The sequence below is a fragment of the Thiomonas arsenitoxydans genome (assembly GCF_000253115.1).
Classification (GTDB): Bacteria; Pseudomonadota; Gammaproteobacteria; order Burkholderiales; family Burkholderiaceae_C; genus Thiomonas; species Thiomonas arsenitoxydans.
In genome coordinates this window covers 3502157-3525068 of the sequence record NC_014145.1, presented here as the reverse complement: position 1 = coordinate 3525068, position 22912 = coordinate 3502157, and the positions used below count along the sequence as shown (strand labels likewise).

20 protein-coding genes and 1 pseudogene are annotated in these 22912 nt (G+C 64.8%); 16 read left to right on the top strand and 5 right to left on the bottom strand.

Annotated elements, in window-relative coordinates; genetic code table 11:
• Nucleotides 1–162: 162 nt before the first annotated feature.
• The 10 genes and pseudogenes from THI_RS16715 (at nt 163) to THI_RS16670 (ending at nt 11754) form a co-directional block, all read left to right on the top strand.
• Entirely contained in the window at nt 163–1533 is a 1371-nt protein-coding gene (locus THI_RS16715; protein WP_013107450.1) for an NAD(P)-dependent oxidoreductase, read from the top strand.
• Nucleotides 1526–2842, top strand: coding sequence for an NAD-dependent dihydropyrimidine dehydrogenase subunit PreA (preA, locus tag THI_RS16710; RefSeq protein WP_013107449.1), 1317 nt, complete (start codon nt 1526–1528; stop codon nt 2840–2842). The genes THI_RS16715 and preA overlap by 8 nt, the downstream gene beginning before the upstream one ends.
• A gap of 46 nt (nt 2843–2888) precedes the next feature.
• Nucleotides 2889–4334, top strand: coding sequence for a dihydropyrimidinase (hydA, locus tag THI_RS16705; RefSeq protein WP_013107448.1), 1446 nt, complete (start codon nt 2889–2891; stop codon nt 4332–4334).
• Nucleotides 4335–4362: 28 nt separating this feature from the next.
• Nucleotides 4363–5637: a Zn-dependent hydrolase gene (locus THI_RS16700; protein ID WP_013107447.1), complete on the top strand. Its 1275-nt coding sequence runs from the start codon at nt 4363–4365 to the stop codon at nt 5635–5637.
• A 69-nt stretch (nt 5638–5706) separates the two neighbouring features.
• Nucleotides 5707–6525, top strand: coding sequence for an ABC transporter ATP-binding protein (locus THI_RS16695; protein ID WP_013107446.1), 819 nt, complete (start codon nt 5707–5709; stop codon nt 6523–6525).
• A 7-nt stretch (nt 6526–6532) separates the two neighbouring features.
• Nucleotides 6533–7468 carry an ABC transporter permease gene (locus THI_RS16690; RefSeq protein WP_013107445.1) on the top strand — a complete coding sequence of 312 codons (936 nt, stop codon included), beginning with the start codon at nt 6533–6535 and terminating at the stop codon, nt 7466–7468.
• Complete coding sequence (locus tag THI_RS16685) at nt 7465–8658, top strand: ABC transporter permease (RefSeq protein ID WP_231836254.1); 1194 nt, start codon at nt 7465–7467, stop codon at nt 8656–8658. The genes THI_RS16690 and THI_RS16685 overlap by 4 nt, the downstream gene beginning before the upstream one ends.
• A gap of 32 nt (nt 8659–8690) precedes the next feature.
• Nucleotides 8691–9725, top strand: coding sequence for an ABC transporter substrate-binding protein (locus THI_RS16680; RefSeq protein WP_013107443.1), 1035 nt, complete (start codon nt 8691–8693; stop codon nt 9723–9725).
• Between the two features lie 19 nt (nt 9726–9744).
• Nucleotides 9745–10440, top strand: a complete 696-nt coding sequence (locus THI_RS16675) for a TetR family transcriptional regulator C-terminal domain-containing protein (protein WP_013107442.1) — start codon at nt 9745–9747, stop codon at nt 10438–10440.
• Between the two features lie 58 nt (nt 10441–10498).
• A pseudogene (locus THI_RS16670) lies at nt 10499–11754 on the top strand (amidohydrolase family protein).
• Nucleotides 11755–11880: 126 nt separating this feature from the next.
• On the opposite strand, the gene THI_RS16665 reads toward THI_RS16670, so the two are convergent.
• The 4 genes from THI_RS16665 to THI_RS16650 are packed head-to-tail and all read right to left on the bottom strand — an operon-like array spanning nt 11881 to nt 15788.
• Nucleotides 11881–12408, bottom strand: coding sequence for an NAD(P)H-dependent oxidoreductase (locus THI_RS16665; RefSeq protein WP_013107441.1), 528 nt, complete (start codon nt 12406–12408; stop codon nt 11881–11883).
• Nucleotides 12409–12414: 6 nt separating this feature from the next.
• The gene (locus tag THI_RS16660) at nt 12415–13848 is read right to left on the bottom strand and encodes an amidohydrolase family protein (protein WP_013107440.1); all 1434 of its coding nucleotides are present in this window, start codon (nt 13846–13848) and stop codon (nt 12415–12417) included.
• A 24-nt stretch (nt 13849–13872) separates the two neighbouring features.
• The gene (locus THI_RS16655; RefSeq protein WP_141130655.1) at nt 13873–14706 is read right to left on the bottom strand and encodes an ABC transporter ATP-binding protein; all 834 of its coding nucleotides are present in this window, start codon (nt 14704–14706) and stop codon (nt 13873–13875) included.
• A 20-nt stretch (nt 14707–14726) separates the two neighbouring features.
• Nucleotides 14727–15788, bottom strand: coding sequence for an aromatic ring-hydroxylating dioxygenase subunit alpha (locus tag THI_RS16650; protein ID WP_013107438.1), 1062 nt, complete (start codon nt 15786–15788; stop codon nt 14727–14729).
• A gap of 354 nt (nt 15789–16142) precedes the next feature.
• Between THI_RS16650 and THI_RS16645 the strand changes: the two genes are divergently transcribed.
• The 5 genes from THI_RS16645 to THI_RS16625 all read left to right on the top strand — a co-directional run bounded on the left by THI_RS16645 (nt 16143) and on the right by THI_RS16625 (nt 20945).
• Nucleotides 16143–17150 carry an ABC transporter substrate-binding protein gene (locus tag THI_RS16645; protein ID WP_013107437.1) on the top strand — a complete coding sequence of 336 codons (1008 nt, stop codon included), beginning with the start codon at nt 16143–16145 and terminating at the stop codon, nt 17148–17150.
• 33 nt (nt 17151–17183) lie between these two features.
• Nucleotides 17184–18188 (top strand): ABC transporter substrate-binding protein, encoded by a 1005-nt coding sequence (locus THI_RS16640; RefSeq protein WP_013107436.1) that lies wholly within the window; start codon nt 17184–17186, stop codon nt 18186–18188.
• 48 nt (nt 18189–18236) lie between these two features.
• Complete coding sequence (locus THI_RS16635) at nt 18237–19037, top strand: ABC transporter permease (RefSeq protein WP_041609368.1); 801 nt, start codon at nt 18237–18239, stop codon at nt 19035–19037.
• 6 nt (nt 19038–19043) lie between these two features.
• Nucleotides 19044–19949 (top strand): isopenicillin N synthase family dioxygenase, encoded by a 906-nt coding sequence (locus THI_RS16630; protein ID WP_013107434.1) that lies wholly within the window; start codon nt 19044–19046, stop codon nt 19947–19949.
• Between the two features lie 129 nt (nt 19950–20078).
• The gene (locus THI_RS16625; protein ID WP_013107433.1) at nt 20079–20945 is read left to right on the top strand and encodes a Nucleoside-binding outer membrane protein; all 867 of its coding nucleotides are present in this window, start codon (nt 20079–20081) and stop codon (nt 20943–20945) included.
• Between the two features lie 312 nt (nt 20946–21257).
• Here THI_RS16625 and THI_RS16620 read toward each other — a convergent pair whose 3' ends face one another.
• A complete protein-coding gene (locus THI_RS16620) occupies nt 21258–21653 on the bottom strand; it encodes a type II toxin-antitoxin system VapC family toxin (RefSeq protein ID WP_013107432.1) in 396 nt (131 codons plus the stop codon).
• On the opposite strand from THI_RS16620, the gene THI_RS16615 reads away from it, so the two are divergent.
• Nucleotides 21644–22684: an IS630 family transposase gene (locus THI_RS16615; protein WP_050986002.1), complete on the top strand. Its 1041-nt coding sequence runs from the start codon at nt 21644–21646 to the stop codon at nt 22682–22684. The two genes, THI_RS16620 and THI_RS16615, sit on opposite strands and share 10 nt — an antisense overlap.
• Nucleotides 22685–22912 lie beyond the last annotated feature (228 nt).

Sequence of the window (22912 nt, the reverse complement as noted above, 5' to 3'; positions counted from 1 at the left end):
CAATCGAGCGTATGGATGTGAGGTGCTGGCTTGCTGCGATCAACCCGGCAGAGTTCCGCCGAGGGCTGGACATTGCGTACGCATTGGCACGCAGATTGCATCAAGCTCAATATCCTGACCGTTTGATCAGGTTTGAACTTGAAGCCAGCCGGAGTCGTCAGCGTGTCCTCTCTTCTTTTGCCCGCCGAGCAAGCCGCCGAACTTGCCGCGCGCTTTGCCGATGCCGTTCCGCCGCTGACCGCGACGCAGGCGCTGCTCGAAGCCGAGCGCTGCCTGTATTGCTTTGATGCGCCCTGCGCCCGCGCCTGCCCGACGCAGATCGACATCCCCTCCTTCATCCGCCGCATTGCGGATGCCAATTTGCGTGGCGCGGCGCAAGCCATACTCGACGCCAACCCGCTGGGCGGCATGTGCGCGCGAGTCTGTCCGACCGAAGACCTCTGTGAAAAGGTCTGCGTGCGCAATACCCAGCAGGGCGTGCCCGTGGCCATTGGCCGACTGCAGCGCCACGCGGTCGATGCCTTGATGCGCAGTCCGCGGCCGCAGGTGTTCCAACGCGCGGCACCTGTGGGTCGGCGCGTTGCCGTGATTGGCGCCGGGCCTGCTGGCCTGGCCTGCGCCCACACGCTGGCGCGCCAGGGCTATGACGTGGAGATGTTCGATGCGCGCGCCAAACCCGGCGGCCTGAATGAATATGGTCTGGCGGCCTACAAGACCACAGGCGATTTCGCACAGAAAGAGGTGGCCTGGCTGCTGAGCATTGGCGGCATCACGCTGCACAACGGCTGGCGCCTTGAATCGGCGCTGCAACTTCAGGCCTTGCGCGCGGAGTTCGACGCCGTATTCCTCGCCATCGGCCTGGCCGACACGCACACGCTCGGCATTCCTGGCGAGACGCTGTATGGCGTGGACGACGCGGTGGACTTCATCGCCGCGCTGCGGCAGGCCAGGCATCTGGAGCAGATCCCGATCGGCCGCCGCGTGGTGGTCATCGGCGGCGGCATGACGGCGGTTGACGCCGCCGTGCAGGCCAGCCTGCTCGGGGCGGAGCAGGTGACCATTGTCTACCGCCGGGGCGCGTCCAGCATGTCCGCGTCGAAGGAGGAGCAGGATTGGGCGCAGACGCATGGTGTGACCATCCGCCACTGGCTGGCGCCGGAAGAAGTTCTGGGCGCGCAGGGCAAGGTGCAGGCGGTGCGCCTCGCGCGCCAGACGCTGCGCGAGGGTCGTCTGGCATCCACGGGTGAGACCGAGATGCTGCAGGCCGATATGGTGCTCAAGGCCATCGGCCAGACGCTGGGCAACCCCTGGCTGCGCGACGCCGGGCTGGAACTGGCGCAGGGCCGCATCGTTGCCGATGAGCAGGGCCGCACGGCGTTGCCCGGCGTATGGGCGGGGGGAGACTGCATTGGCGGTCTGGAACTTACCGTCGAGGCAGTGGAACACGGCAAGCGCGCGGCGCACTCCATTCACGCGCAACTGAGCGCTGCGGGAGCTGCCGCCGTCCAACATCGAGGACTTTCCCATGGCTGATCTGCGCATCGACTTTGCGGGCATCCGCAGCCCCAATCCGTTCTGGCTGGCGTCCGCGCCGCCCACCGACAAGGCCGTCAATGTCAACCGCGCCTTCGAGGCCGGCTGGGGCGGGGTGGTGTGGAAGACGCTCGGTGAAGCTGGTCCGCCCGTGGTCAACGTCAATGGCCCGCGCTACGGCGCCTTGCTCACGCCCGACCGCAGGCTGCTGGGTTTCAACAATATCGAACTCATCACGGACCGCGATCTGGAGCTGAACCTGAGCGAAATCACCCAGGTCAAGCGCGACTGGCCCGACCGCGCCATGGTGGTGTCGCTCATGGTGCCGTGCGAGGAGGCAGCGTGGAAAGCCATCCTGCCCCGGGTGGAAGACACCGGCTGCGATGGCATCGAACTCAACTTCGGCTGTCCGCACGGCATGAGCGAGCGCGGCATGGGCGCCGCGGTGGGGCAGGTGCCCGAATACATCGAGATGGTCACCGCCTGGTGCAAGCGCTACAGCCGTCTGCCAGTCATCGTCAAGCTCACGCCCAACATCACCGACGTGCGCCAACCGGCGCGCGCGGCCCGGGCGGGCGGGGCCGACGCGGTTTCGCTGATCAATACCATCAACTCCATCATCGGCGTCGATCCGGCCACGCTCACCATGACGCCGTCGACCGGCGGTCGGGGCTCGCACGGCGGATATTGCGGGCCTGCGGTCAAGCCCATCGCGCTGAACATGGTGGCCGACATTGCGCGCGACCCCAAGACCGCCGGGCTGCCCATTTCCGGCATCGGCGGCATCGGCAACTGGCGCGACGCGCTGGACTTCATCGCCCTGGGTGCGGGTAGTGTGCAGGTCTGCACCGCCGCCATGGTGTATGGCTTCAAGATCGTGCAGGAGATGACGGACGGTCTGTCCAACTATATGGACGAGATGGGCTTTTCCAGCGTGGCGCAGCTCACCGGTAAGGCGCTGCCGAGCGTGACCGACTGGAAATACCTCAACCTCAATCACATATCCAAGGCGGTGATCGACCAGGCGCTGTGTATCCAGTGCGGACGCTGCCACATCGCCTGCGAAGACACTTCGCATCAGGCCATCACCGCCACGGTGGACGGCCAGCGCCGCTTCGTGGTGAAAGAGGAGGACTGCGTGGGTTGCAACCTCTGCGTCAACGTCTGCCCGGTGCCCGACTGCATCACCCTGCGCGACCTAGCGGTGGGCGAGGTGGACCTGCGCACCGGCCAGGCGGTCAGCGCCCAGCCGCTGAACTGGACCGAGCATCCCAACAACGCCGCCTGCGCCTGCCTGAGTGCAGCCTGAACGCAGCCGCCCGATCTACAGCCCCGCCGTTTCAAGGAGATACCCCATGCCCTCATCCCTGCTCATCCGTGGCGCGACCGTGGTCAACGCCGACCGCGCCGAACGTGCCGACGTGCTCTGCCACGACGGCCGCATCGTCGCAGTGGGCGCCGATCTGGGCGTGTCGGCCGGCGCCACGGTCATCGATGGCGGCGGCCAGTACCTCATGCCCGGCGGCATCGATCCGCACACCCATATGCAGCTTCCCTTCATGGGCACGGTCACCATGGACGACTTCTACAGCGGCACCGCAGCGGGGCTGGCCGGGGGCACGACGACCATCATCGACTTCGTCATCCCCGACCCCAAAGAGCCGCTGATGGACGCCTACCGCAAGTGGCGCGGCTGGGCCGAAAAAGCCGCCAGCGACTACAGCTTTCACGTCGCCGTGACCTGGTGGGACGACAGCGTGCACCGCGACATGGGCACGCTGGTGCGCGAGGAAGGCATCAACAGCTTCAAGCATTTCATGGCTTACAAGAACGCCATCATGTGCGACGACGAAACCCTGGTGCGCAGCTTCCGCCGCGCACTGGAGCTCGGCGCCATGCCCACGGTGCACGCCGAGAACGGCGAACTGGTGTTCCTGCTGCAGCAGGAGATGAAGGCGCTGGGCATCACCGGGCCGGAAGGCCACCCGCTGAGCCGTCCGCCTGCGGTGGAGGCCGAAGCGGCGCAACGCGCCATCGCCATCGCCGACGTGCTGGGCGTGCCGATCTATATCGTGCATGTGTCGTGCGCTGAGGCGGCAGAAGCCATCGCCCGCGCCCGCGCCCGCGGCCAACGGGTGTTTGGCGAGGTGCTCGCCGGACATCTGACGGTCGACGACAGCGCCTACCGCAACCCCGACTTCGCCACCGCCGCAGGCCATGTGATGAGCCCGCCCTACCGCGAAAAATCGCATCAGGAGGCGCTGTGGCGCGGCCTGCAGGCCGGGCACCTGCACGCCACGGCTACTGACCATTGCACTTTCTGCGCCGCGCAAAAGGCGGCGGGGAAAGACGACTTCACCCGCATTCCCAACGGCTGCGGCGGGGTGGAAGAACGCATGATGGTGATCTGGGATGCCGGGGTAAACAGCGGGAGGCTGACTCCCAGCGAGTTTGTCGCCATCGCCTCGGCCAATGCCGCCAAGCTGTTCAACATCTACCCGCGCAAGGGCTGCATCACCCCCGAGGCCGACGCCGATCTGGTGCTGTGGGATCCCGCCGCGACCCGCACTCTGTCCGTCAAGACGCAGAAGTCGCTGGGCGACTTCAATGTGTTCGAGGGTCGCACCGTCACCGGCGCGCCCACCACCACCATCAGCCAAGGCAAGGTGGTCTATGTCGACGGCGACCTGCGCGCCGAGCGTGGCGCCGGCCGCTATGTGCAACGCCCGGCGTTCAGCCCGCAGTTCGACGCCATGGCCCGTTGGGGCAAGCAGCACGCGCCGGTGGCCGTGCAACGCTGATGCTCCGCTTTCTCTGGAGGATGACCTGATGAACACCCGCACTGATCTTCCGTCGCAGACCGCTGCCGCCGTATTGCGCGTCAATGGCGAGCGCCTGTGGCAATCGCTCATGGAACTGGCGCAGATTGGCGCCACGCCCAAGGGCGGCGTGTGCCGTCTCACCCTGACCGATCTCGACAAACAGGGCCGCGATCTGGTGCTGGCCTGGGCGCGCGAGGCCGGCATGAGCGTGACCATCGACAAGATCGGCAACGGCTTCATGCGCCGCGCCGGCCGCAACAACGCGCTGCCGCCCATCATGACCGGCAGCCACATCGACACCCAGCCGACAGGCGGCAAGTTCGATGGCAACTACGGCGTGCTCGCCGGGCTGGAGGTGGTGCGCACGCTCAATGACCACGGCATTCAAACCGAAGCGCCCATCGAGGTGGCGTTCTGGACCAACGAGGAAGGTTCGCGCTTCGTGCCGGTGATGATGGGCTCTGGCGTGTTCGCCAAGGCCTTCACCCTGGAGCACGCCTACGCCGCCACCGACACCGAGGGCAAGACGGTGCGGGGCGAACTGGAGCGCATTGGCTATATCGGTGAGCAGGAGCCGGGCGATCATCCCCTGGGCGCCTACTTCGAGACTCACATCGAACAAGGTCCGGTGCTCGAAGATGCCGAGGTGACCATCGGCGTAGTGCAAGGCGTGCTCGGCATCCGCTGGTTCGACTGCACCGTCACTGGCATGGAGGCGCATGCCGGGCCGACACCGATGGCCCTGCGCAAGGACGCGTTGCAAGTGGCCACGCACTTGATGCAGGAGGTCGTGGCCTGCGCCCTGCGCCACGCGCCGCACGGACGCGGCACCGTGGGCATGGTGCAGGTTCATCCCAACAGCCGCAACGTGATTCCGGGGCGAGTGAAGTTCAGCATCGACCTGCGCAACGGCAGCGACGCCGCCGTCAACCAGATGGCCGACGAGGTCAAGGCCTACGCCCGCAAGCTGGCCGATGACAGCGGCCTGTCCATCCAGATCGACCTGGTGTCGAGCTATCCAGCACAGGCCTTTCACGCAGACTGCATTAACGCGGTGCAGCGTGCCGCCGCGCAACTGGGCTACTCGCACATGCCTGCAGTTTCCGGCGCCGGGCATGACGCGGTGTACGCCGCGCGCCTGGCCCCCGCCGGGATGATTTTCATCCCCTGCAAAGACGGTATCAGCCACAACGAGATCGAGGACGCCAAGCCCGAGCACATCACCGCCGGGGCCAATGTGCTGCTGCACGCCATGCTCGAGCGTGCGGGCGTGGTGCAGTGATGCGGCACGGGCACACTCCTTGCAACTGTTCTGACCATTTGGTCCATTTGTTCTTCTCGCCGCCTCCGCATGTCTGCCCTGATTGATCCGTTCGCCAAATCGCGCCTCGCCGCCTCCATCAAACCTGCCGTCGAGGTGCGCGGCGCCAGCGTGGTGTATGCAGCGGCCGACGCGCCGGTGCAGGCGCTCAAGGACATTGATCTGCGCATCGGCCAGGGCGAGTTCGTCTCGCTCATCGGTCCGTCGGGCTGCGGCAAGACCACGCTGCTGCGGGTCATTGCCGATCTGGAGTCCATCAGCGCTGGCGAGGTGTGGGTCAACGGCCTGAGCCCCCGGGACGCGCGGCAATCGCGCGCCTACGGCTATGTGTTCCAGGCACCGGCGCTGTTCGCTTGGCGCACGGTGCTGGCTAACGTGATGCTGCCGCTGCGCATCCAGGGCATGCGCAAGGAGCAGGCTGTCGGCGTGGCGCGTGAGCACCTGGCGCGCGTGGGCTTGGCCGCCTTCGAGAACAAGTATCCCTGGCAGTTGTCCGGCGGTATGCAGCAGCGCGTGTCCATCGCCCGCGCTCTGGCCTTCGAGCCGCGCATCCTGATGATGGACGAGCCTTTCGGCGCGCTCGACGAAATCACCCGCGATGATCTCAACGCCCAGTTGCAGGCGCTGTGGCAGCGCGAGCGCCGCACCGTGGTGTTCGTCACCCACTCCATCGCCGAGGCGGTGTACCTGTCCACCCGCATTGTGGTCATGTCGCCTCGGCCCGGGCGCATCGTCGAGGTGATCGAGTCCACCCTGCCCGACGAGCGCACCCTGGAACTGCGCGACACGCCGGAATATGCCGCGCTGGTGCAGGCCGTGCGCAAGGCGCTCAGCGACGGCCACCATTGACCGACACATGGCCTCCATCCCCGTGATCCGATTGGCGCCGCATGAACCCGCAGCGCGCGCACGCCCCGCGTCCCAGGGCAGGACCTTGCCAGTGCTGGCGGTAGGCGCCGTGCTGGTGCTGCTCTGGTATGGCCTGGCTGTGCTGCTCAACGGCCACAGTGCCGAGCAGCAAGTGCTCGCGCCGCTGAACAAGCCGTGGACCTGGAGCGACTGGCTGCTGGCCACCTGGTCGACGCCGCGCCCGGTGCTGCCTGCGCCGCACCAGATCGCCATCACCCTGTGGCAGGGCGTGTTCGACTGGCCCGTCGACTCGCCGCGCAGCCTGCTGCTGCAGACCTGGATCACTGCGCAGGCCACGCTGCTGGGCTTCGTGCTCGGCGGCCTGTTTGGTTGGGTGCTCGCGGCGCTGATGGTGCATGCCCGCACGCCCGAGCGGGCGCTGATGCCCTGGGTTGTGGCCTCGCAGACGGTGCCGGTGCTGGCGTTAGCGCCTATCGTGCTCATTATCCTTGGCAGCTTGGGGCTGAGCGGGCTGCTGCCCAAGGCGGTCATCGCCATGTATCTCTGTTTCTTTCCGGTGACGGTGGCCATGGTGCAGGGCCTGCGCGCGCCGCAGCGCATTGAAACCGAATTGCTGCAGACCTATGCCGCCTCGCGCTGGCAGACGTTCTGGCTACTGCGCATGCCCTCGGCGCTGCCCTATGTGTTTCCGGCGCTGAAAGTCGCCGTGGCCGCGGGGCTGGTGGGGGCGATGGTGGCGGAGGTGTCCACCGGCGCGCAGGGCGGCCTGGGCGCGCGCCTGCTCACCGCGTCTTACTACGGCAACATCCTGCAGATGTGGGCCGCGCTGGTCATGGCCGCGCTGTTGGGACTGGGACTGACTGCGGCGGTGGCGGTGCTGGAGCGTGTGGTGCTGCGCAAACGCGGCGGGAGGGTGCAATGAGCGCAATCGCCATGGCCGCTAGCCCTTCTTCGCTGGCGGGTGGCGCAGTGGCGCCGCGCCGCCGCGCCCCCGGCGGCGTGCTGGCGCTGTGCGCCCTGCTGGCCATTGCGCTGAGCGCCGCCATGCCCTTATTGGCCGATGCACCAGGCGCTCTGGTGCTCGACGCCGCGCAGCAGCCGCGCGCGCTGGCTGCGCTGGGCCTGTTGCTGCTCGCCGCCGTGCGCCTGCTCTGGCCCAGCGGGCGCTGGATGACCTATGGCCTCACCCTGCTGGCGCTCTCTGCCGGGCTGCTGTGGCTGGGCGTGCCGCCGGCTCTGGGCGATGTCCAGGCAGGCAGCGGTTTCTGGCTGGGCTGCGTCGCACTGGGGCTGATCGGTTTGCTCACGGTGCATCGCTGCGCGCATCTCGACGGCTCGCGCCTGGACGCACAGTCCGCCGCCGCAGTCCTCGGCCTGTGGGCCTTGCTGTTCTGGCAACTGGGCGTGACGGCATTCGATGTGCCGCGCGTCATTCTTCCCGCGCCGCAGTGGGTGCTGGCCTCGCTGGTGGAGCGCGCGGGCACGCTCGTGCAAGATGCCATGCAGACCCTGGTGCGCGAGGCGCTGACCGGATGGCTCATCGGCTGCGGCCTGGGCTTTGGCGTGGCGCTCGCCATCGACCGCCACAGTTTTCTGCAGCGCGGCCTGCTGCCTATCGCTTCCATGACCAGCGCCGTGCCGCTGGTGGGCGTCGCCCCTATTGCCGTGATGTGGTTCGGCTTCGGCTGGGAATCCAAGGCCGCCGTAGTGGCGCTGATGACCTTTTTCCCCATGCTGGTTTCCACCCTGGCCGGGCTTCGCGCAGCGGGCACGCTGGAGGCCGAGCTGATGCAGACCTACGGCGCCAGCCACCGCCAGACCCTATGGCTGCTCAAGCTGCCGTCTGCCGTGCCGCAGATGATCACGGCGCTCAAAATCAACGCCACCCTGGCGCTGATAGGCGCCATCGTCGCCGAGTTTTTCGGCTCGCCTACGGTCGGGCTGGGCTTTCGAATTTCTACCGAGGCGGCGCGCATGAATATGGGCTTGGTCTGGGCCGCGATCACCGCCGCCTCGGTGGCTGGCTCAGTTGCATATGCCGCGCTGGTACTGCTGGAGCGCCGCGCCGCGTTCTGGCATCCGTCGGTGCGCAGCGCTGCCGGAATTTCTTAATCCCATTTCACCCACCTCGCAAGGAGCGCATCATGAAATTGCTGTCTGGATACATCCGCCACTGGGCTGCCGCCGCCCTCATCGGCCTTGGCACAAGCCACGCCGCGCTCGCCGCGGACAACAAGGTCACGCTGCAGCTCAAGTGGGTGCCGCAGGCGCAGTTCGCCGGGTATTACGTGGCTGCGGCCAAGGGCTATTACAAGGACGAAGGTCTGGACGTGACCATCAAGCCGGGCGGGCCGGACGTGTCGCCAGTACAGGTCATCGCTGGCGGTGGCGCCGACGTGGTGGTGGACTGGATGCCCGACGCGCTGGCTTCGCGCGAGAAGGGCGTACCGCTGGTCAACATCGCCCAGGTGTTCAACCATTCCGGCTTGCTGCTGGTGTGCAAGAAGTCCAGCGGCGTCACCAGCCCGAAAGACTTCAAAGGCAAGACGCTGGGCGTCTGGTTCGGCGGCAATGAATACCCCTTCTTCAACTGGATGAGCAAACTGGGTTACAAGCCGGGCAAGGACATCACCGTGCTCAAGCAGGGTTTCAACGTCGATCCGCTGTTGCAGAACCAGGCCGCCTGCATCTCGGCGATGAATTACAACGAGTACTGGCAGATCATCGACGCCGGGGTGAAGCCCAGCGATCTGGTGGTGTTCTCCTATCAGAAGGAAGGCGTGTCCACGCTGGAAGACGGGCTCTATGTCATGGGCCCCAAGCTCAAGGACAAGGCCTTCGACGAGAAGATGGCCAAGTTCCTCAAGGCCTCCTTCGCCGGGTGGAACTACGCGGTGAAGCACCCTGAAGAAGCCGCCAAGATCGTGGTGGCGCAGGACGCCAGCGGCAGCGCCACGGTGGCCGTGCAGGAGCGCCAGATGAAGAGCATGGCCGAACTCATCACCGACGCCAACACCCCCAAGATCGGCTATCTCTACCCGGCTGACTACGCGCGCACGGTCAAAGTGCTGCTGTCAGGCGGCAGCGATCCGGTGATCAAGACCGATCCCGGCAGGGCAGGGTACAGCCACGCGATCTGGGACATCGCTGCCAAACTGCCCTGGCCACCGGCGAAGTAACCCCTCGGGCATTGCACCCATGAGCGCCGCCCTGGCACCCGCCAGCACCGCAGAGACAGTAGCGCGCTCGGTGCCGGGGCGCGGCTCATCCAGCGGGAAGAAGCGGATGCGCGGGCTCATGCGTGAAGCCAACGAGGCGCTGATCCTCGACGCCGCCGAGCGCGTTTTTGCGGGCGCTGGGTTCGGCGGCGCCACCATGGCTGCGATTGCCGAGGCGGCGGCCCTGCCCAAGGCCAATCTGCACTACTACTTCGGCAACAAGCGCGCCCTGTACCGTAGGGTGCTGGCGCGCATCCTAGACGACTGGCTGATTCCAGTGCATGGCATCGTTCTGGAGGCTGACCCGCGCGCCGCGCTGGAGACCTATATCCGCGACAAAATGCGCATGGCCTTCGCGCGTCCATTGGCCTCCAAGGTGTTCGCCAACGAATTGCTGCACGGCGCCCCTGAAATTGGCGACATGCTCGCCACCACCCTCAACCCGCTGGTGCGCGAGAAGGCTGCGGTGATCGATCAATGGATCGCCCAGGGCCGCATGCACGCGGTGGACAGCACCCACCTGTTCTTCACCATCTGGGCCGCCACCCAGACCTATGCGGATTTCGCCGTGCAGGTGCAGGCCGTGCTGGGCGCTCCCGAGATGGACGCAGCGCAACAACAACGCGCCACCCGCCATGTGCTCGACATGGTGCTGCGCGGCAGCGGCTTACGATGAGCGCGCGCTGCCGCTACTCTGCGGCGCTCATGCAGCCCTTGCCGCAGGAACACGCCTGATGCTCGATCTCATTCTTCGCCGCGGCACTCTGCCCGATGGCCGCACCGACATCGACCTCGGCATTGAAGCCGGGCGCATCGTCGCGGTCCAGCCGCACGCGAGATCGACTGCGCCGGGCAGCTGCTGAGCCCGCCCTTCGTCGACGCGCATTTCCACATGGATTCCACGCTGAGCTACGGCCTGCCGCGCGTCAATCAGAGCGGCACCCTGCTCGAAGGCATTACGCTGTGGGGCGAGTTGAAGCCGCAGCTCACACAAGACGCTCTCATCGAGCGCGCCCTGGCCTATTGCGACTGGGCGGTGGCCAAAGGCCTGCTCGCCATCCGCTCGCATGTCGATGTATGCGACGACCGTCTGCTGGCGGTCGAAGCCCTGTTGCAAGTGCGCGAGCACGTCAGGCCCTACCTCGACCTGCAGCTCGTCGCCTTCCCGCAGGACGGCGTGCTGCGCTCACCGACCGCGCTGCGCAACCTGCAGCGCGCGCTTGACCTGGGCGTGGACGTGGTGGGCGGCATTCCGCATTTCGAGCGCACCATGGCAGACTGCGCAGAGAGCGTGAAGCTGCTGTGCGAACTCGCCGCCGCGCGCGGCCTGCCGGTGGACATGCATTGCGACGAGTCCGACGACCCGATGAGTCGCCACATCGAAACCCTGGCCTTCCACACCCAGCGCCTTGGGCTGCAAGGACGGGTGGTCGGCTCGCACCTCACCTCCATGCACAGCATGGACAACTATTACGTCAGCAAGCTGCTGCCGCTGATGGCCGAGAGCGGCGTGGCGGCCATCGCCAACCCGCTGATCAACATCACCCTGCAAGGCCGCCACGACACCTATCCCAAGCGCCGCGGCATGACCCGCGTGCCCGAGCTGCTGGCCGCGGGTGTGCCCGTGGCCTTCGGCTAGGATTGCGTGATGGACCCGTGGTACGCGGGCGGCAGCGGCGACATGCTAGAAATCGCCCACATGGGCCTGCATGTGGCGCAGATGACGGGGCAGGCGGCGATGCGCCAGTGCTTCGACGCAGTGACCACCACCCCGGCGCGCATTCTCGGGCTGGAGGGCTACGGCCTGGACGTGGGCTGCCGCGCCGATCTGGTGCTGCTGCAGGCAGGTGACCCAGTCGAGGCCATCCGCCTGCGCGCCACCCGCCTGCTGGTGCTGCGCGCAGGCCAGATCATCGCCAGCACGCAGCCCGCCGTGGCCGAGCTGCAGTTGCCAGGACGACCGGCTGCGGTGCATTGGCGCACGGCCTGAGAGCGCCCCCAGGCCTGCCGCGTCTGCATCTGCGCCCCGGAGGGGGTTTTCGCTACCGCGGCAGCCTGTGCATGGCGTCTTCCACGCGCAGCGCGAACCGTTCGAGCTGGTCGCGGGTGGCAACATTCATGTGATAGCGCGCGTGGTAGCGGATGCGCACGCCGCGCCCGCACAGCGCGCGTAAATAGCGGGTGACGACTTTGCGCGGAGGATCGCCCATGGCCCAGGCCATCCACCGGGGGCGGCCGTAGGTGACGACGGCGGCGATATGGCGGCGATGTGGCGGAGATGCGTCAATCCGGGGCGCACCTTTGCCGGGTTGGTGATGTCGAAGGCCACGCCAGGCACCAGAACCCGGTCGAAAAACCCCTTGAGGATGGCGGGCAGGCCGAAGCACCAAGTAGGGAAGCACAGCACGAGGGCTTCGGCCCGTTGCAGGCGCTGCACATAGCTGGCCACGGCTGCGGTGTTGCGGGTGGTGTCGCGGTAATTCAAGCGTTCCTCGCGCGACAGCACCGGGTTGAAGTCTTCGGCGTAGAGGTCGAAGTCATCGACTTCGTGGCCTGCTGCGCGCAGCGCCTGCACCATGCGGGCATGCAGCGCCGCATGGAAGCTAGTCTCCACCGGATGGGCATACAGCAAGAGAACGCGCATGGTGGCTCAAGGCGTTGCCAGACTCTGCAGGGTGCGCACGGCGGCGCGCGCCTGCGCGGCGAGTTCGGCCAAGTCCAGGCCGGGAATGACGCCGTTGCGCACCACCTCCTTGCCGCCGACCAGCAGGGCGCGCAGGCTGGCGCCCCCGCTGGCCACGGGGGCAATGGCAGGATCGTGCAGGCCGAAGTGACGCGGTTGATCCAGGACGTAGATGGCAATGTCTGCGGCCATGCCCGGTTGTAGGGTGCCCACGCTGTCCAGGCCCAGCACGCGTGCGCCGCCTGCCGTACCCCAGCGCACCACGTCTTCCACAGTGGCATCCGCCGCGCCGGTTTCACCACGCCCTCCGGCGTATTCGGGCCGTGCCGCGTGGCCGCCCCGGGCGCGGGCCATCAGCCAGGCGACATGCGCTTCGTTGAGCATGTCGGCAGCCTCATTTGACGCGGCGCCATCCACCGCTAACGAAATGGGTGTGCCAGCATTTTCGAGCGCACGGATGGGGGAAATGCCGCTGCCCAGCCGCCCATTGCTCTGCGGGCAGTGGGCGATGCCGGTGCCGGTGCGGCCGAGCAAGTCGATCTCCTCAGGGTCGAGCTTGACCAGGTGGGCGAACCACACGTCCGGGCCCAGCCAGTCCACGCTGGCGGCAAAATCGATGGGGCTGCGCTGGTGCTGCGTTTGTGCGGTCTGCTGATAGATGACGGTCTCCGACAGATGCGAATGCAGTCGCAGACCCAGGCTGCGCGCGTGCGCCGCGGTGTCGCGCAATTCCTGCGGCAGCATGGAGAACAGCGGCGTGGTGGGCGCGGCCACGACGCGGCGCATGGCCTGCGGCGCGGGGTCGTGATAGCGTTGTTGGAGCCTTGACAGATCATCCAGATAGGCCTGCAGTGTTTCGGGTTGCAGCACCTTGGGCAGGCTGGTTTCGAGTTGCCGGGTGCGGGTCTGTCCGCCGCGGCACAAGACCATGCGCAGCCCGAGTTGCTCCGCCTCATCGAACACGATGGCCGAGCCGTCGAAAGGCATGTCGGGCCAGTAGAGGTAGTTGTGATCGGCCACGGTGCCGCAGCCCGAGAGCGCAAGCTCCACCAGGCCGATGCGCACGGCCAGCCGAAACCGCTGCGCATCGAACGCGGCGCGGTAGCGGTAGGGCACGGCGGCCAGCCAGGGGGTGAGGGTGCAGTCGATGCCCTTCGGGTCGCCCTTGAGCAAGGACTGGAACAGATGATGGTGGGTATTGACCCAGGCGGGGTAGATCACGCAGCCGCTGGCGTCGAGCACGGGTTCACCCGGTTCTGGCGTGAGAGTGCCGACGGCGCTGATGACGCCGTTTCGAACACGCACGTCTGCACCTGCGCTTCGCGCCGCGCCGCCAGGCAGGCCGGTCAGGAGTGCCTGTGCGCCGCGGATGAGCAGGTCAGGGGAAGTGGGTTGCTGCATAGGAGAGGTCCATTCGGGGGTCATTCAGACTCTGCCCTGCGCGGCTGCAGTGAGCAGCTCGGAGAGTTGTCGGCAGTAGGCGAGAAACGGCGCGCTGACCCGCCATTCCTCGTCGCGCACCTCCGGGCCGTCGATGGCCACATCGGCAATCACCCGGCCCGGCCGGGCGGCCATGACCACCACGCGGGTGGAGAGAAAGACGGCCTCGTAAATGCTGTGCGTGACGAAGGCGACGGTCATGGCCTGCTGCGCCCACAGATTGCGCACATCGCTGTCGAGCTTGTTGCGGGTGAACTCGTCGAGCGCGCCGAAGGGTTCGTCGAGCAGCAGCAGGCTGGGGTGGGTGACCAGCGCCCGCGCCAGCGACACGCGCATCTGCATACCGCCGGACAGCTCGCGCGGCCAGGAATCGGCAAATTTGTCCAGTCCCACCATCTGCAACGCCTCGGTCACGCGGGCATCGGCCTCTGCGCGCGGCGTGCCGCGCAGGTCGAGCGGCAGCCGGGTATTTGCGCGCACCCGCGCCCAGGGCATCAGCGTGGGCTCCTGGAACACCATGGACAACGACTGCTTGCCGTCGGCGCCGTCCATTTTTTCCGAGCCCCACCACAGAATGCGCCCGGCCGACGGCGTATCCAGCCCGGCGAACATGCGCAACAGCGTGCTCTTGCCGCAGCCGGAAGGTCCGAGCAGCGACACGAACTCGCCCTGCTGGATACGCAGGCGCACCTCATCAAGGGCATGGGTGCCGTTGGGGTAGGTCTTCTCAACCCGGTTGGCGAACAGCGCGGTAAGCGCGTCGGGCTGGTCCAGCGGCGTTGTGGCTTGCGAGTCAGGGGGCGTCGATGTGAGGGTCATGTCCATGTGGGCATCCCTGTTCAGGAGGGTATGGGTTGGATGGGAAAGTGCTTCACCGCCGCAGACCTGAAAACTTCTTCCTCGCCATGCGCATGCAAGAGTTCGAGCAGGCGCTTGCGCATCATCAGGCCCGGCTTGTCGGATTGCATGTGGAACTCCATGCGACGACGCGTATCGACGCAGGCGTCCGGGTCGGTGGCTTCCAGGATGTCGCGGTCTTCATCGACGATGGGCCGATCCCAGGCAATCAACTCCTGTGTGCTGCAGTCCGCCTCGGTGTCATTGCGATAGAGCCATTGCGCCAGCATGATGTGGTCATCATCAATCGGCGTGGCGCAGTTGTAGATGATGTGATGCAGGCCGCTTTCCGGGTAGACGCAACCGAAGCGCCGCACGAACGGCAGCCACCAGCGGTTGAGCAGGTGACGCTGGGTGAATTCTCCGGTACTGCCGGTAATGCGGTGACCGCTTGCCGGATTGCGGATGGGTACCAGGGTTTCGGCCTCGAAACCGTCTTCGGTGGCCTCGATGCGGTAACTCGAGGGCTGGGGCTGCTCAAAGATGCCGAAATTCGCCTTGTGCACATAGCTGAAGTGCGAGTTGTCGAATGCGTTCTCCATGAAGCGCAGCGGGCTGGTGGCCCAACGCTCGTAAAACTGGAAGACGCGCCGAAACCCTTCTGCGCCCTCTTCGGGAAAGTCGGGGATGGGCGCCAGCGGCTTCTCCAATGCCACCCAGGCATAGCCATAGCGCGCTGCGCAGTGAAACGACTCCACCCGCGCTCCAGCGGGTATGGCCATGTCCGGGTTCTGGGGGATGCGTACGCAGTTGCCGCCGCAGTCGTAGGTCCAGCCGTGATACCCACAGACGATGCACCCTGCAGCATCGACAAAGCCCTTGGACAGTTGCGCGGTGCGGTGGCAGCAGCGGTCGCGCAATGCCGCAGGCTGTCCGTCGGGCGTCTTCCACAGCACCAGTTTTTCGCCGAGCAGGGTGAATGGTTTTGGTCCAGATTCGAGATCATGCAGAGGCATGATTGCATACCAAAAACGACGCAGGACGGGTTGTTGTGTAACGAGCATGGCGGCTCCTCTTAAAGGTTGCGGAAATGAGGCCCGGCCTGCAAACGGTCTTGCGGCAGAGGTCTCAGGGGAGCAATGTCCCGCAGCATCGCCGCTGACCGCTTCTACTCCTGCATAGCATCTAGCAATTCGGATGCCATGGCGGATCGGGTTGACGCCGGGTCCGTTGAACAACGCTGGTGCGCAGCGCACTGAATCCATGCGGGATGCCCACGCGCATGGTGCATGCAGCCGATGTCAGGCAGGCAGTTACATCTGCGCACCAGTTCTGCAAGTTAAAGAAATTGCCTGGCATACGTTTTGCATCGTCATTGCATACAACATTTGGCAATTTTCAAAAAAAGGATCGATGCAATGGAAAGAGGTCACGGTTGGCAGCGTTGGGTCTTGGGCGCCGCCCTGGCAATGTCCGGTCTTGCAGGTGCGCAGGCCCAGACGCCACAAAAAATCAGGTTTTGCACCAACTGGTTTGCGCAGGCTGAGCACGGCGGCTTCTACCAGGCGCTGGCCAACGGGCTTTATAAGAAAGCCGGTCTGGATGTGACCATCAAGATGGGCGGGCCGCAGGTCAATGGCCTGCAGCTGCTCGCGGGCGGTACGTGCGATTTCTACATGGGCTATCCGGTGCAGGACATCGTGGCCGCCTCGCGCGGCGTGCCAGTGGTCACGGTTGCAGCGGTGTTCCAGAAAGATCCCAGCGTGATCATCGCGCATCAGGGGGTAAAGACTCTGGCAGACCTCAAAGGCAAGCCCATTCTCGTGGCCTCTTACGCCAACACCACCTGGTGGCCCTGGCTGGAAAACAAGTACGGCTTCACCCAGTCGCAGCAGCGCCCCTACACCTTCAACGTCGCCCAGTTTCTGCAGGACAAGAATCTCTCGCAGCAGGGCTATGTCGGCTCCGAGCCGCTGATGATCGAGAAAGGCGGGGAGAAGCCGGTGGTGTTCCTGCTGTCCGACTACGGGTGGCCGGCCTACGCCGAAACCATCGACACCACGCGCAGCTTGATCGACAAGAAGCCCCAGGTCGTGGCGGCCTTCATCAAGGCTTCAGCCGAGGGCTGGAAGTCCTATCTCGCCGACCCCGCAGCAGGTAACAAGCTGATCGTCGAAGCCGACCCCAAACAGACGCCGGAACAACTCGCATTCGGCCTGAGCATGATGGAGAAGTACCAGCTCGTCACCGGCGGGGAGGCGTCCAAACTCGGCATCGGCGCCATGACCGATGCGCGCTGGAAAGAGATGTTCGACTTCATGGTGCACAACAAGATGGTGCCCGCCAGCTTCGACTATCGCAAGGTTTACGACCTCCAGTTCATCAAGACGATCAAGGTCTTGCCCGACGCGGCCGATCTCAAGTAACCCCGCTTTTTTTCTGTCCTTGTCTCCACGATCATGTCTATTCGTCATCTCGTCTCTGCCGCATTGATTTCCCTGGGTGCGCTGGCATCCCTGCCTGCGGCCAGCGCTCAGGCGTTGCCCAAGCTCAAACTCTGCACCAGTTGGTTTCCGCAAGCCGAGCAGGGCGGCTTCTATCAGGCGCTCGCGCTTGGCCTCTACAAAAAGGCCGGGCTGGATGTGAGCATTCAGCCCGGCGGGCCGCAGATCAACGGCCAGCAATTGCTCGCCAGCGGTTCGTGCGACTTTTACACCGGCTATCCGATGCAGACCATGCAGGCCGTCGAGCGCGGTGCGCCGGTCGCCACAGTGGCCGCGTTCTTCCAGAGAGATCCCCAGGCGCTGATTGCGCACCAGGGCATCAAGTCGCTGGCCGAACTCAAGGGCAAGCCCATCATGGTGGCGCAGTACGCCAACGCCACTTGGTGGCCGTGGCTGGAGGGCAAGTTTGGCTACACCAAGGCGCAGCAGCGGCCTTACAACGCCAGTGTCGCCCCCTTCCTGCACGACAAGGACATGTCCATGCAGGGCTATGTCGGCAACGAGCCGCTGGCCATCGAGAAAGGTGGCGAGAAGCCCGTGGTCTTCCTGCTGGCCGATGACGGCTGGATGGCCTACGGCAAAACCATCGACACCCGCACCGCGCTGATCAAGGAGCATCCGCAGTGGGTGGCCGCCTTCGTCAAGGCATCACTCGAAGGCTGGAAGTTGTATCTGGCCGACCCCGCCGCGGGTGACAAGCTCATCACCGAGGCCAACCCCAAGCAGAGCACAGAGCAGATCGACTTCTCCATCCGCATGATGAAGAAGTACCAGATCGTCACAGGGGACGAAGCGCAGACGCTCGGCATTGGTGCCATGACGAACGCGCGCTGGAAAGCCATGTTCGATTACATGGTGCAGAACAAAATGCTGCCCGCCGACTTCGACTACCGCAAGGCCTACGACATGCAGTTCATCAAGGAACTGCGCATCCTGCCCAGCAAACCCGACGGCTCCTGAAGCCCGCGATCGAGCGCCTTGTCTGCCAACCTCCTGCACCGCAACGCCATGACCCCAGCTGCCTTGCTTCAACAACCGCGCGTTCTCCGCGTCGCCGCTCCCCTGGGGGTGGGCGTGCTGTTTCTGCTGATTTGGCAACTGGTGGTCGAAGTCGGCCACATTCCCTCTTACCTGCTGCCGGGCCCGCTGCTCATCGCGCAGGCGCTGGTGGCGCATGCGCCCACGTTGTTTTTCGCGCTGCTGATGACCCTCAAAGTCACCTTCTTCGCCTTTCTTGCTGCCACGCTGCTGGGCACGCTGGCGGCACTGCTGTTCGCCCAGAGCCGCTGGCTGGAAATGAGCCTGTTTCCTTATGCGGTGATGTTGCAGGTCACCCCCATTGTGGCGATTGCTCCGTTGATCATCATCTGGATCAAGAACACTGAACTGGCGCTAGTGGTGTGCGCCACCATCATCGCCATCTTTCCCATCATCTCCAACACCACCCTGGGTCTCAACAGCGTCAGCGGCAATCTCAACAACCTGTTCACCCTGTACCGCGCCTCGCGTTGGCAGCGGTTGGTGCGGTTGCGCATTCCTGGTGCCTTGCCCTACTTTTTCGGCGGCCTGCGCATCAGCAGCGGCCTGGCGCTGATTGGCGCCGTGGTTGCCGAGTTTGTCGCGGGTACGGGCGGCCAGGGTTCGGGGTTGGCTTATCAAATCCTGCAGTCGGGCTACAACCTGCAGATTCCTGAGATGTTTGCCGCGCTCATCCTGCTGACCCTTGCCGGCGTGGCGCTGTTCGTGCTGATGGTGCTGCTGTCCAAGCTGGCGCTGAAGAACTGGCACGAGAGTGCAATGGATCGTTGAGCGGACATGCCCGGCCCGTCCATTCCCCTGATTGATTGCGGCGGCATGCGCCCAGGTGCCGACCGCGGCGCGCTTGGCCAGGCGCTGTGCGCCGCGGCGCAGGACAGCGGTTTCATGTGCCTGCGCAACACCGGCTTGGATGCTGCCCTGCTGCAAAACGCCTTCACCTCCAGCAAGCGATTTTTCGCCTTGGCCGATGCAGACAAGGAGACGCTGCGCTACCGCGACATCCAGCGCAACCACGGCTATGTTGCCCTAGGCCAAGAGGCGCTTGATCCGCTGGCCTCGGCTGATCGCAAGGAGAGCTTCACCATGCGTGACGCGCTGCGTTCAGCAAGCGATGTCACCGCCTGGCCCGGCTCTGCATTTCGCAACGATGCCCTGGCCTTGTTCGCCGCGGCACGCGCCTTGGCGGAAGGTCTGCTCGACGCCATCGGCCTCGCGCTCGGACTGCAGCCGGGCTATTTCGCGCAGCGTCACCGGGGAGAGAACCAGACCCTGCGCTTTCTGCACTATCCGCCGCAGCATGGCGGAGATCTTGCCGCGGGCGCCGGTGCGCACACCGACTACGGCAGCCTCACCCTGCTGTGGCAGGATGGCAATCCTGGACTGGAAGTGCGCGCGGCAGATGGGGCCTGGGTGCCTGTGCCGGCCGACGCCGACGCCGTGGTGGTGAACACCGGCGACTTGCTGGAGCGCTGGAGCAATGGCCGCTTTCGCTCCACCTTGCACCGCGTGCGTCCCCTGCAGCCGTGGCGCAGCCGCTATTCCATCGCCTTTTTCTCCGATCCGGATGACGCCGTGCTGGTGTCTTCGCTGGCAGGTTGCGTGCCTGTCGGACAGCCACCCGCGTATGCGCCCATTACCGCGCGTGACCACATCCTGCACAAGCTCGCCGCCAGTTATGGCTGATCCAGCGCCCCCACTTTCACCGCGCCTCTGCAGCGCGGTATCCGCCACCCGCTTTTCAACCCGGGGAACTCGTCTGGACATCGCTCCAGTTCACTCAGATTGACAACTTTTTGACAGGGAGAACACAACATGAAAACAGGTCGAAACACCGGAAAAACCATCGCAGCCGCGTCCATCCTCGCAGCGAGCTTGGGTGCCGCAGGCACTTCGGCCCAGGCCGCCACCTGGAGCGATGCCTGGGTTCACGGCCAGTACGGCACGCAATTTGCCGAGCCCGGAAACCCCAAGGACATCGCCAAGCGCATCCTCGGCTTTTCCTATGCCAGCGGCGATTCGCTCGGCACCAACTTTTTCAATATGGACGTGCTGATGTCCGACTCTTCCGACCCGGAAGCCTGTGCGGCAGGCACGAGTTGTGCTGCAGCGGGGGCGCAGGAGATCTACGCGGTCTACCGTCGCACCTTCTCCTACTCCCAAATCAGCGGCAACAAGATCAATTGGGGGCCGATCAACGATGTCCTGCTCGGCATGGGCTTCGACTATTCCAGCAAAAACACCACCTTTGCGCCGCGCGTGCGCAAATTCCGTATCGGCCCCATGCTCGGTCTGAACGTGCCGGGCTACGCCAAGGTCGGCCTGGAGCTTTACAAGGAGAGCAACCACAACGGTTTTAACCCTTATCCGCAAGGCGGCGATGTGAGCTTCAAGACCACCTACGTGCTGGCCGCGGACTGGGGCATTCCGTTTGCCGGCGGCAGCTGGAAGTGGAGCGGTTATTTCGACCATATCGGCGCCAAAGGCTACGGCACCGCGCCGGAAACGCTGCTCTCCACCGAGATCATGTATGACGTGGGCAAGGCGCTCTACAGCGTGCCCAACAAACTCTGGGCCGGGGTGCAATATCAATATTGGCGCAACAAGTTTGGCAACCCGGCATCTACCGTGCCGGGCGCCAAGGCCAGTACCCCCATGGTGCGTGTGGAATATCACTTTTGATTTTTCGGCGTGACTGCGTTGGCGCTGGTGATTGCGCTCACCCGTGGCGTAGCGCAAGTCGAGGAGAGATGCCTGGAAAGCAAACGCCGGACTTCGTGCCGGCGCCCTTGCGGATCGACGTCGGCAAGTGCTCGTATGAATCGGAATCCACCGCGACTTCTCGCGGATGAGCGCGATCGTCTCCCAGACGGCCGCAGTCATACAGTTGCAGTCAGCAGCGCTGATGTTGCTTTGCGCTTCCCGGTCCGCAACGCGTAGATAGGGACATCGCATCTTGGTTTGCGGGCCGACCAACAAGAAGCCATATTTTCGTCAGGCGGAAGTCGTCCAGTTCTCGACGACCAGCCCGGCATCGGCGTAAAGCGCAAAATCGGCGGCGTTGTTGGTCACTAACGTGATCCCCAAGGAGATGGCATGCGCAGCGATCATGCGGTCGAAGCTGTTTTTTCTGGCTGGAAACTGCCGGGAGAGATTTCCAAAAAAAGCCGCCGCTTGCACGTCGAAATCTTTGATGACCAAGCTGTTCGACAGCGCGGTCAACTCGGGCGGGCTGTTATGCACCTCCAAACCGCAACACAACTCAGCCCAAGTAATCGAGCTGACCCCAACCTCGCCGGGCTTGCAAGCCGAAAACCGTCGAATGACCGGCTCGGGCTGTTCCTTCATCAGATAAATACAGATGTTGGTGTCCAGCAAAAATCGCAGCATCACCAAGCTCTTTCGGCCTCGACAAACTCCGGACGCGCAGCCGCTTGCTGCCCGCGGCTCTGAGCAGTGCGGACGGTGAACCGAACAGCGCCATTGCCGAGCGCTTGAAGCTGACCCAGGCCACAGTGGGCAAATGGCGCAAGCGGTTCATCGAGCGGCGCATCGCCGGGCTGTACGACGACGTGCGGCCGGGCAAGCCGCGCTCGATCGACGATGAACGCGTTGCGCACCTGATCAAGACCACGCTGCACACCAAACCGGTCAACGGCTCGACGCATTGGAGCGTGCGCTCGGTGGCCGCCGAGACCGGCATCTCCAAGAGCAGCGTCGCGCGCTACTTCCAACTCTTCGGTCTGCAGCCCCATCGCACCGAGAGCTTCAAGTTGTCCAACGCCCCCTTCTTCATCGAGAAGTTGCGCGACGTGGTCGGCCTGTACCTGAGCCCGCCGGACAACGCGCTGGTGATCTGCGTGGACGAAAAGAGCCAGTGTCAGGCGCTGGAGCGCACCCAGCCGATGCTGCCCATGGGGTTCGGCTATGCCGAAGGGGTCACCCACGACTACAAGCGCCATGGCACAACCACGTTGTTTGCGGCGCTCAACGTGATCAACGGCGCGGTGCTGGCGGCGTGCAAACCGCGCCACCGACACCAGGAATACCTGTCCTTCCTGCGCGAGATTGACCAGGCCGTGCCCGCCGAACTGGACATCCAATGCATCTGCGACCACTACGCCACCCACAGCCATCCCAAGATCAAAGCCTGGTTGGCAGCACGACCGCGTTGGCACCTGCACTTCATCCCCACCTACAGCTCCTGGCTCAATCAGGTCGAGCGCTTCTTCGCGCTGATCACCGACAAGGCCATTCGCCGCGGCTCGTTCACCAGCGTCAAACAACTCGTGCAACGCATCGACCACTTCGTCGCCGCCCACAACATGAACTGCCAGCCATTCAAGTGGACCGCTACTGCCGACTCCATCCTCGAAAAGCTGCATCGACTTTGCTCACGTATCAGCGGGACAGGGCACTAGCCAGTGGCCACCGGATTGCTAAATCCCGGCGCAATCGCCGCATTCTTGCAGTCCTTCAGTGATTCAATGTTCTTCAAGCTCAAGCGATGGATCATCGGATCCAGTCGCCTATCCAGACTGCAATCTACATTCCACTTCTGAAGCACGTACCCAGCGACCGCAGAGCGAACGGTTATATGCAGTTCGCCTCGTCGCATCCCGAAATCGCGTCGAACAATCTCAGGCCGA

Excerpts from the sequence above, each read along its gene's own strand:
- THI_RS16695 (WP_013107446.1), top strand. The coding sequence starts at position 5,707 with ATGTCTGCCCTGATTGATCCGTTCGCCAAATCGCGCCTCGCCGCCTCC.
- THI_RS16680 (WP_013107443.1), top strand. The coding sequence starts at position 8,691 with ATGAAATTGCTGTCTGGATACATCCGCCACTGGGCTGCCGCCGCCCTC.
- THI_RS16640 (WP_013107436.1), top strand. The coding sequence starts at position 17,184 with ATGTCTATTCGTCATCTCGTCTCTGCCGCATTGATTTCCCTGGGTGCG.
- THI_RS16645 (WP_013107437.1), top strand. The coding sequence starts at position 16,143 with ATGGAAAGAGGTCACGGTTGGCAGCGTTGGGTCTTGGGCGCCGCCCTG.
- THI_RS16685 (WP_231836254.1), top strand. The coding sequence starts at position 7,465 with ATGAGCGCAATCGCCATGGCCGCTAGCCCTTCTTCGCTGGCGGGTGGC.
- THI_RS16630 (WP_013107434.1), top strand. The coding sequence starts at position 19,044 with ATGCCCGGCCCGTCCATTCCCCTGATTGATTGCGGCGGCATGCGCCCA.
- THI_RS16690 (WP_013107445.1), top strand. The coding sequence starts at position 6,533 with ATGGCCTCCATCCCCGTGATCCGATTGGCGCCGCATGAACCCGCAGCG.
- THI_RS16635 (WP_041609368.1), top strand. The coding sequence starts at position 18,237 with ATGACCCCAGCTGCCTTGCTTCAACAACCGCGCGTTCTCCGCGTCGCC.
- THI_RS16655 (WP_141130655.1), bottom strand. The coding sequence starts at position 14,706 with ATGACCCTCACATCGACGCCCCCTGACTCGCAAGCCACAACGCCGCTG.
- THI_RS16675 (WP_013107442.1), top strand. The coding sequence starts at position 9,745 with ATGAGCGCCGCCCTGGCACCCGCCAGCACCGCAGAGACAGTAGCGCGC.
- THI_RS16665 (WP_013107441.1), bottom strand. The coding sequence starts at position 12,408 with ATGCGCGTTCTCTTGCTGTATGCCCATCCGGTGGAGACTAGCTTCCAT.
- THI_RS16700 (WP_013107447.1), top strand. The coding sequence starts at position 4,363 with ATGAACACCCGCACTGATCTTCCGTCGCAGACCGCTGCCGCCGTATTG.
- THI_RS16620 (WP_013107432.1), bottom strand. The coding sequence starts at position 21,653 with ATGCTGCGATTTTTGCTGGACACCAACATCTGTATTTATCTGATGAAG.
- hydA (WP_013107448.1), top strand. The coding sequence starts at position 2,889 with ATGCCCTCATCCCTGCTCATCCGTGGCGCGACCGTGGTCAACGCCGAC.
- THI_RS16625 (WP_013107433.1), top strand. The coding sequence starts at position 20,079 with ATGAAAACAGGTCGAAACACCGGAAAAACCATCGCAGCCGCGTCCATC.
- THI_RS16650 (WP_013107438.1), bottom strand. The coding sequence starts at position 15,788 with ATGCTCGTTACACAACAACCCGTCCTGCGTCGTTTTTGGTATGCAATC.
- THI_RS16660 (WP_013107440.1), bottom strand. The coding sequence starts at position 13,848 with ATGCAGCAACCCACTTCCCCTGACCTGCTCATCCGCGGCGCACAGGCA.
- preA (WP_013107449.1), top strand. The coding sequence starts at position 1,526 with ATGGCTGATCTGCGCATCGACTTTGCGGGCATCCGCAGCCCCAATCCG.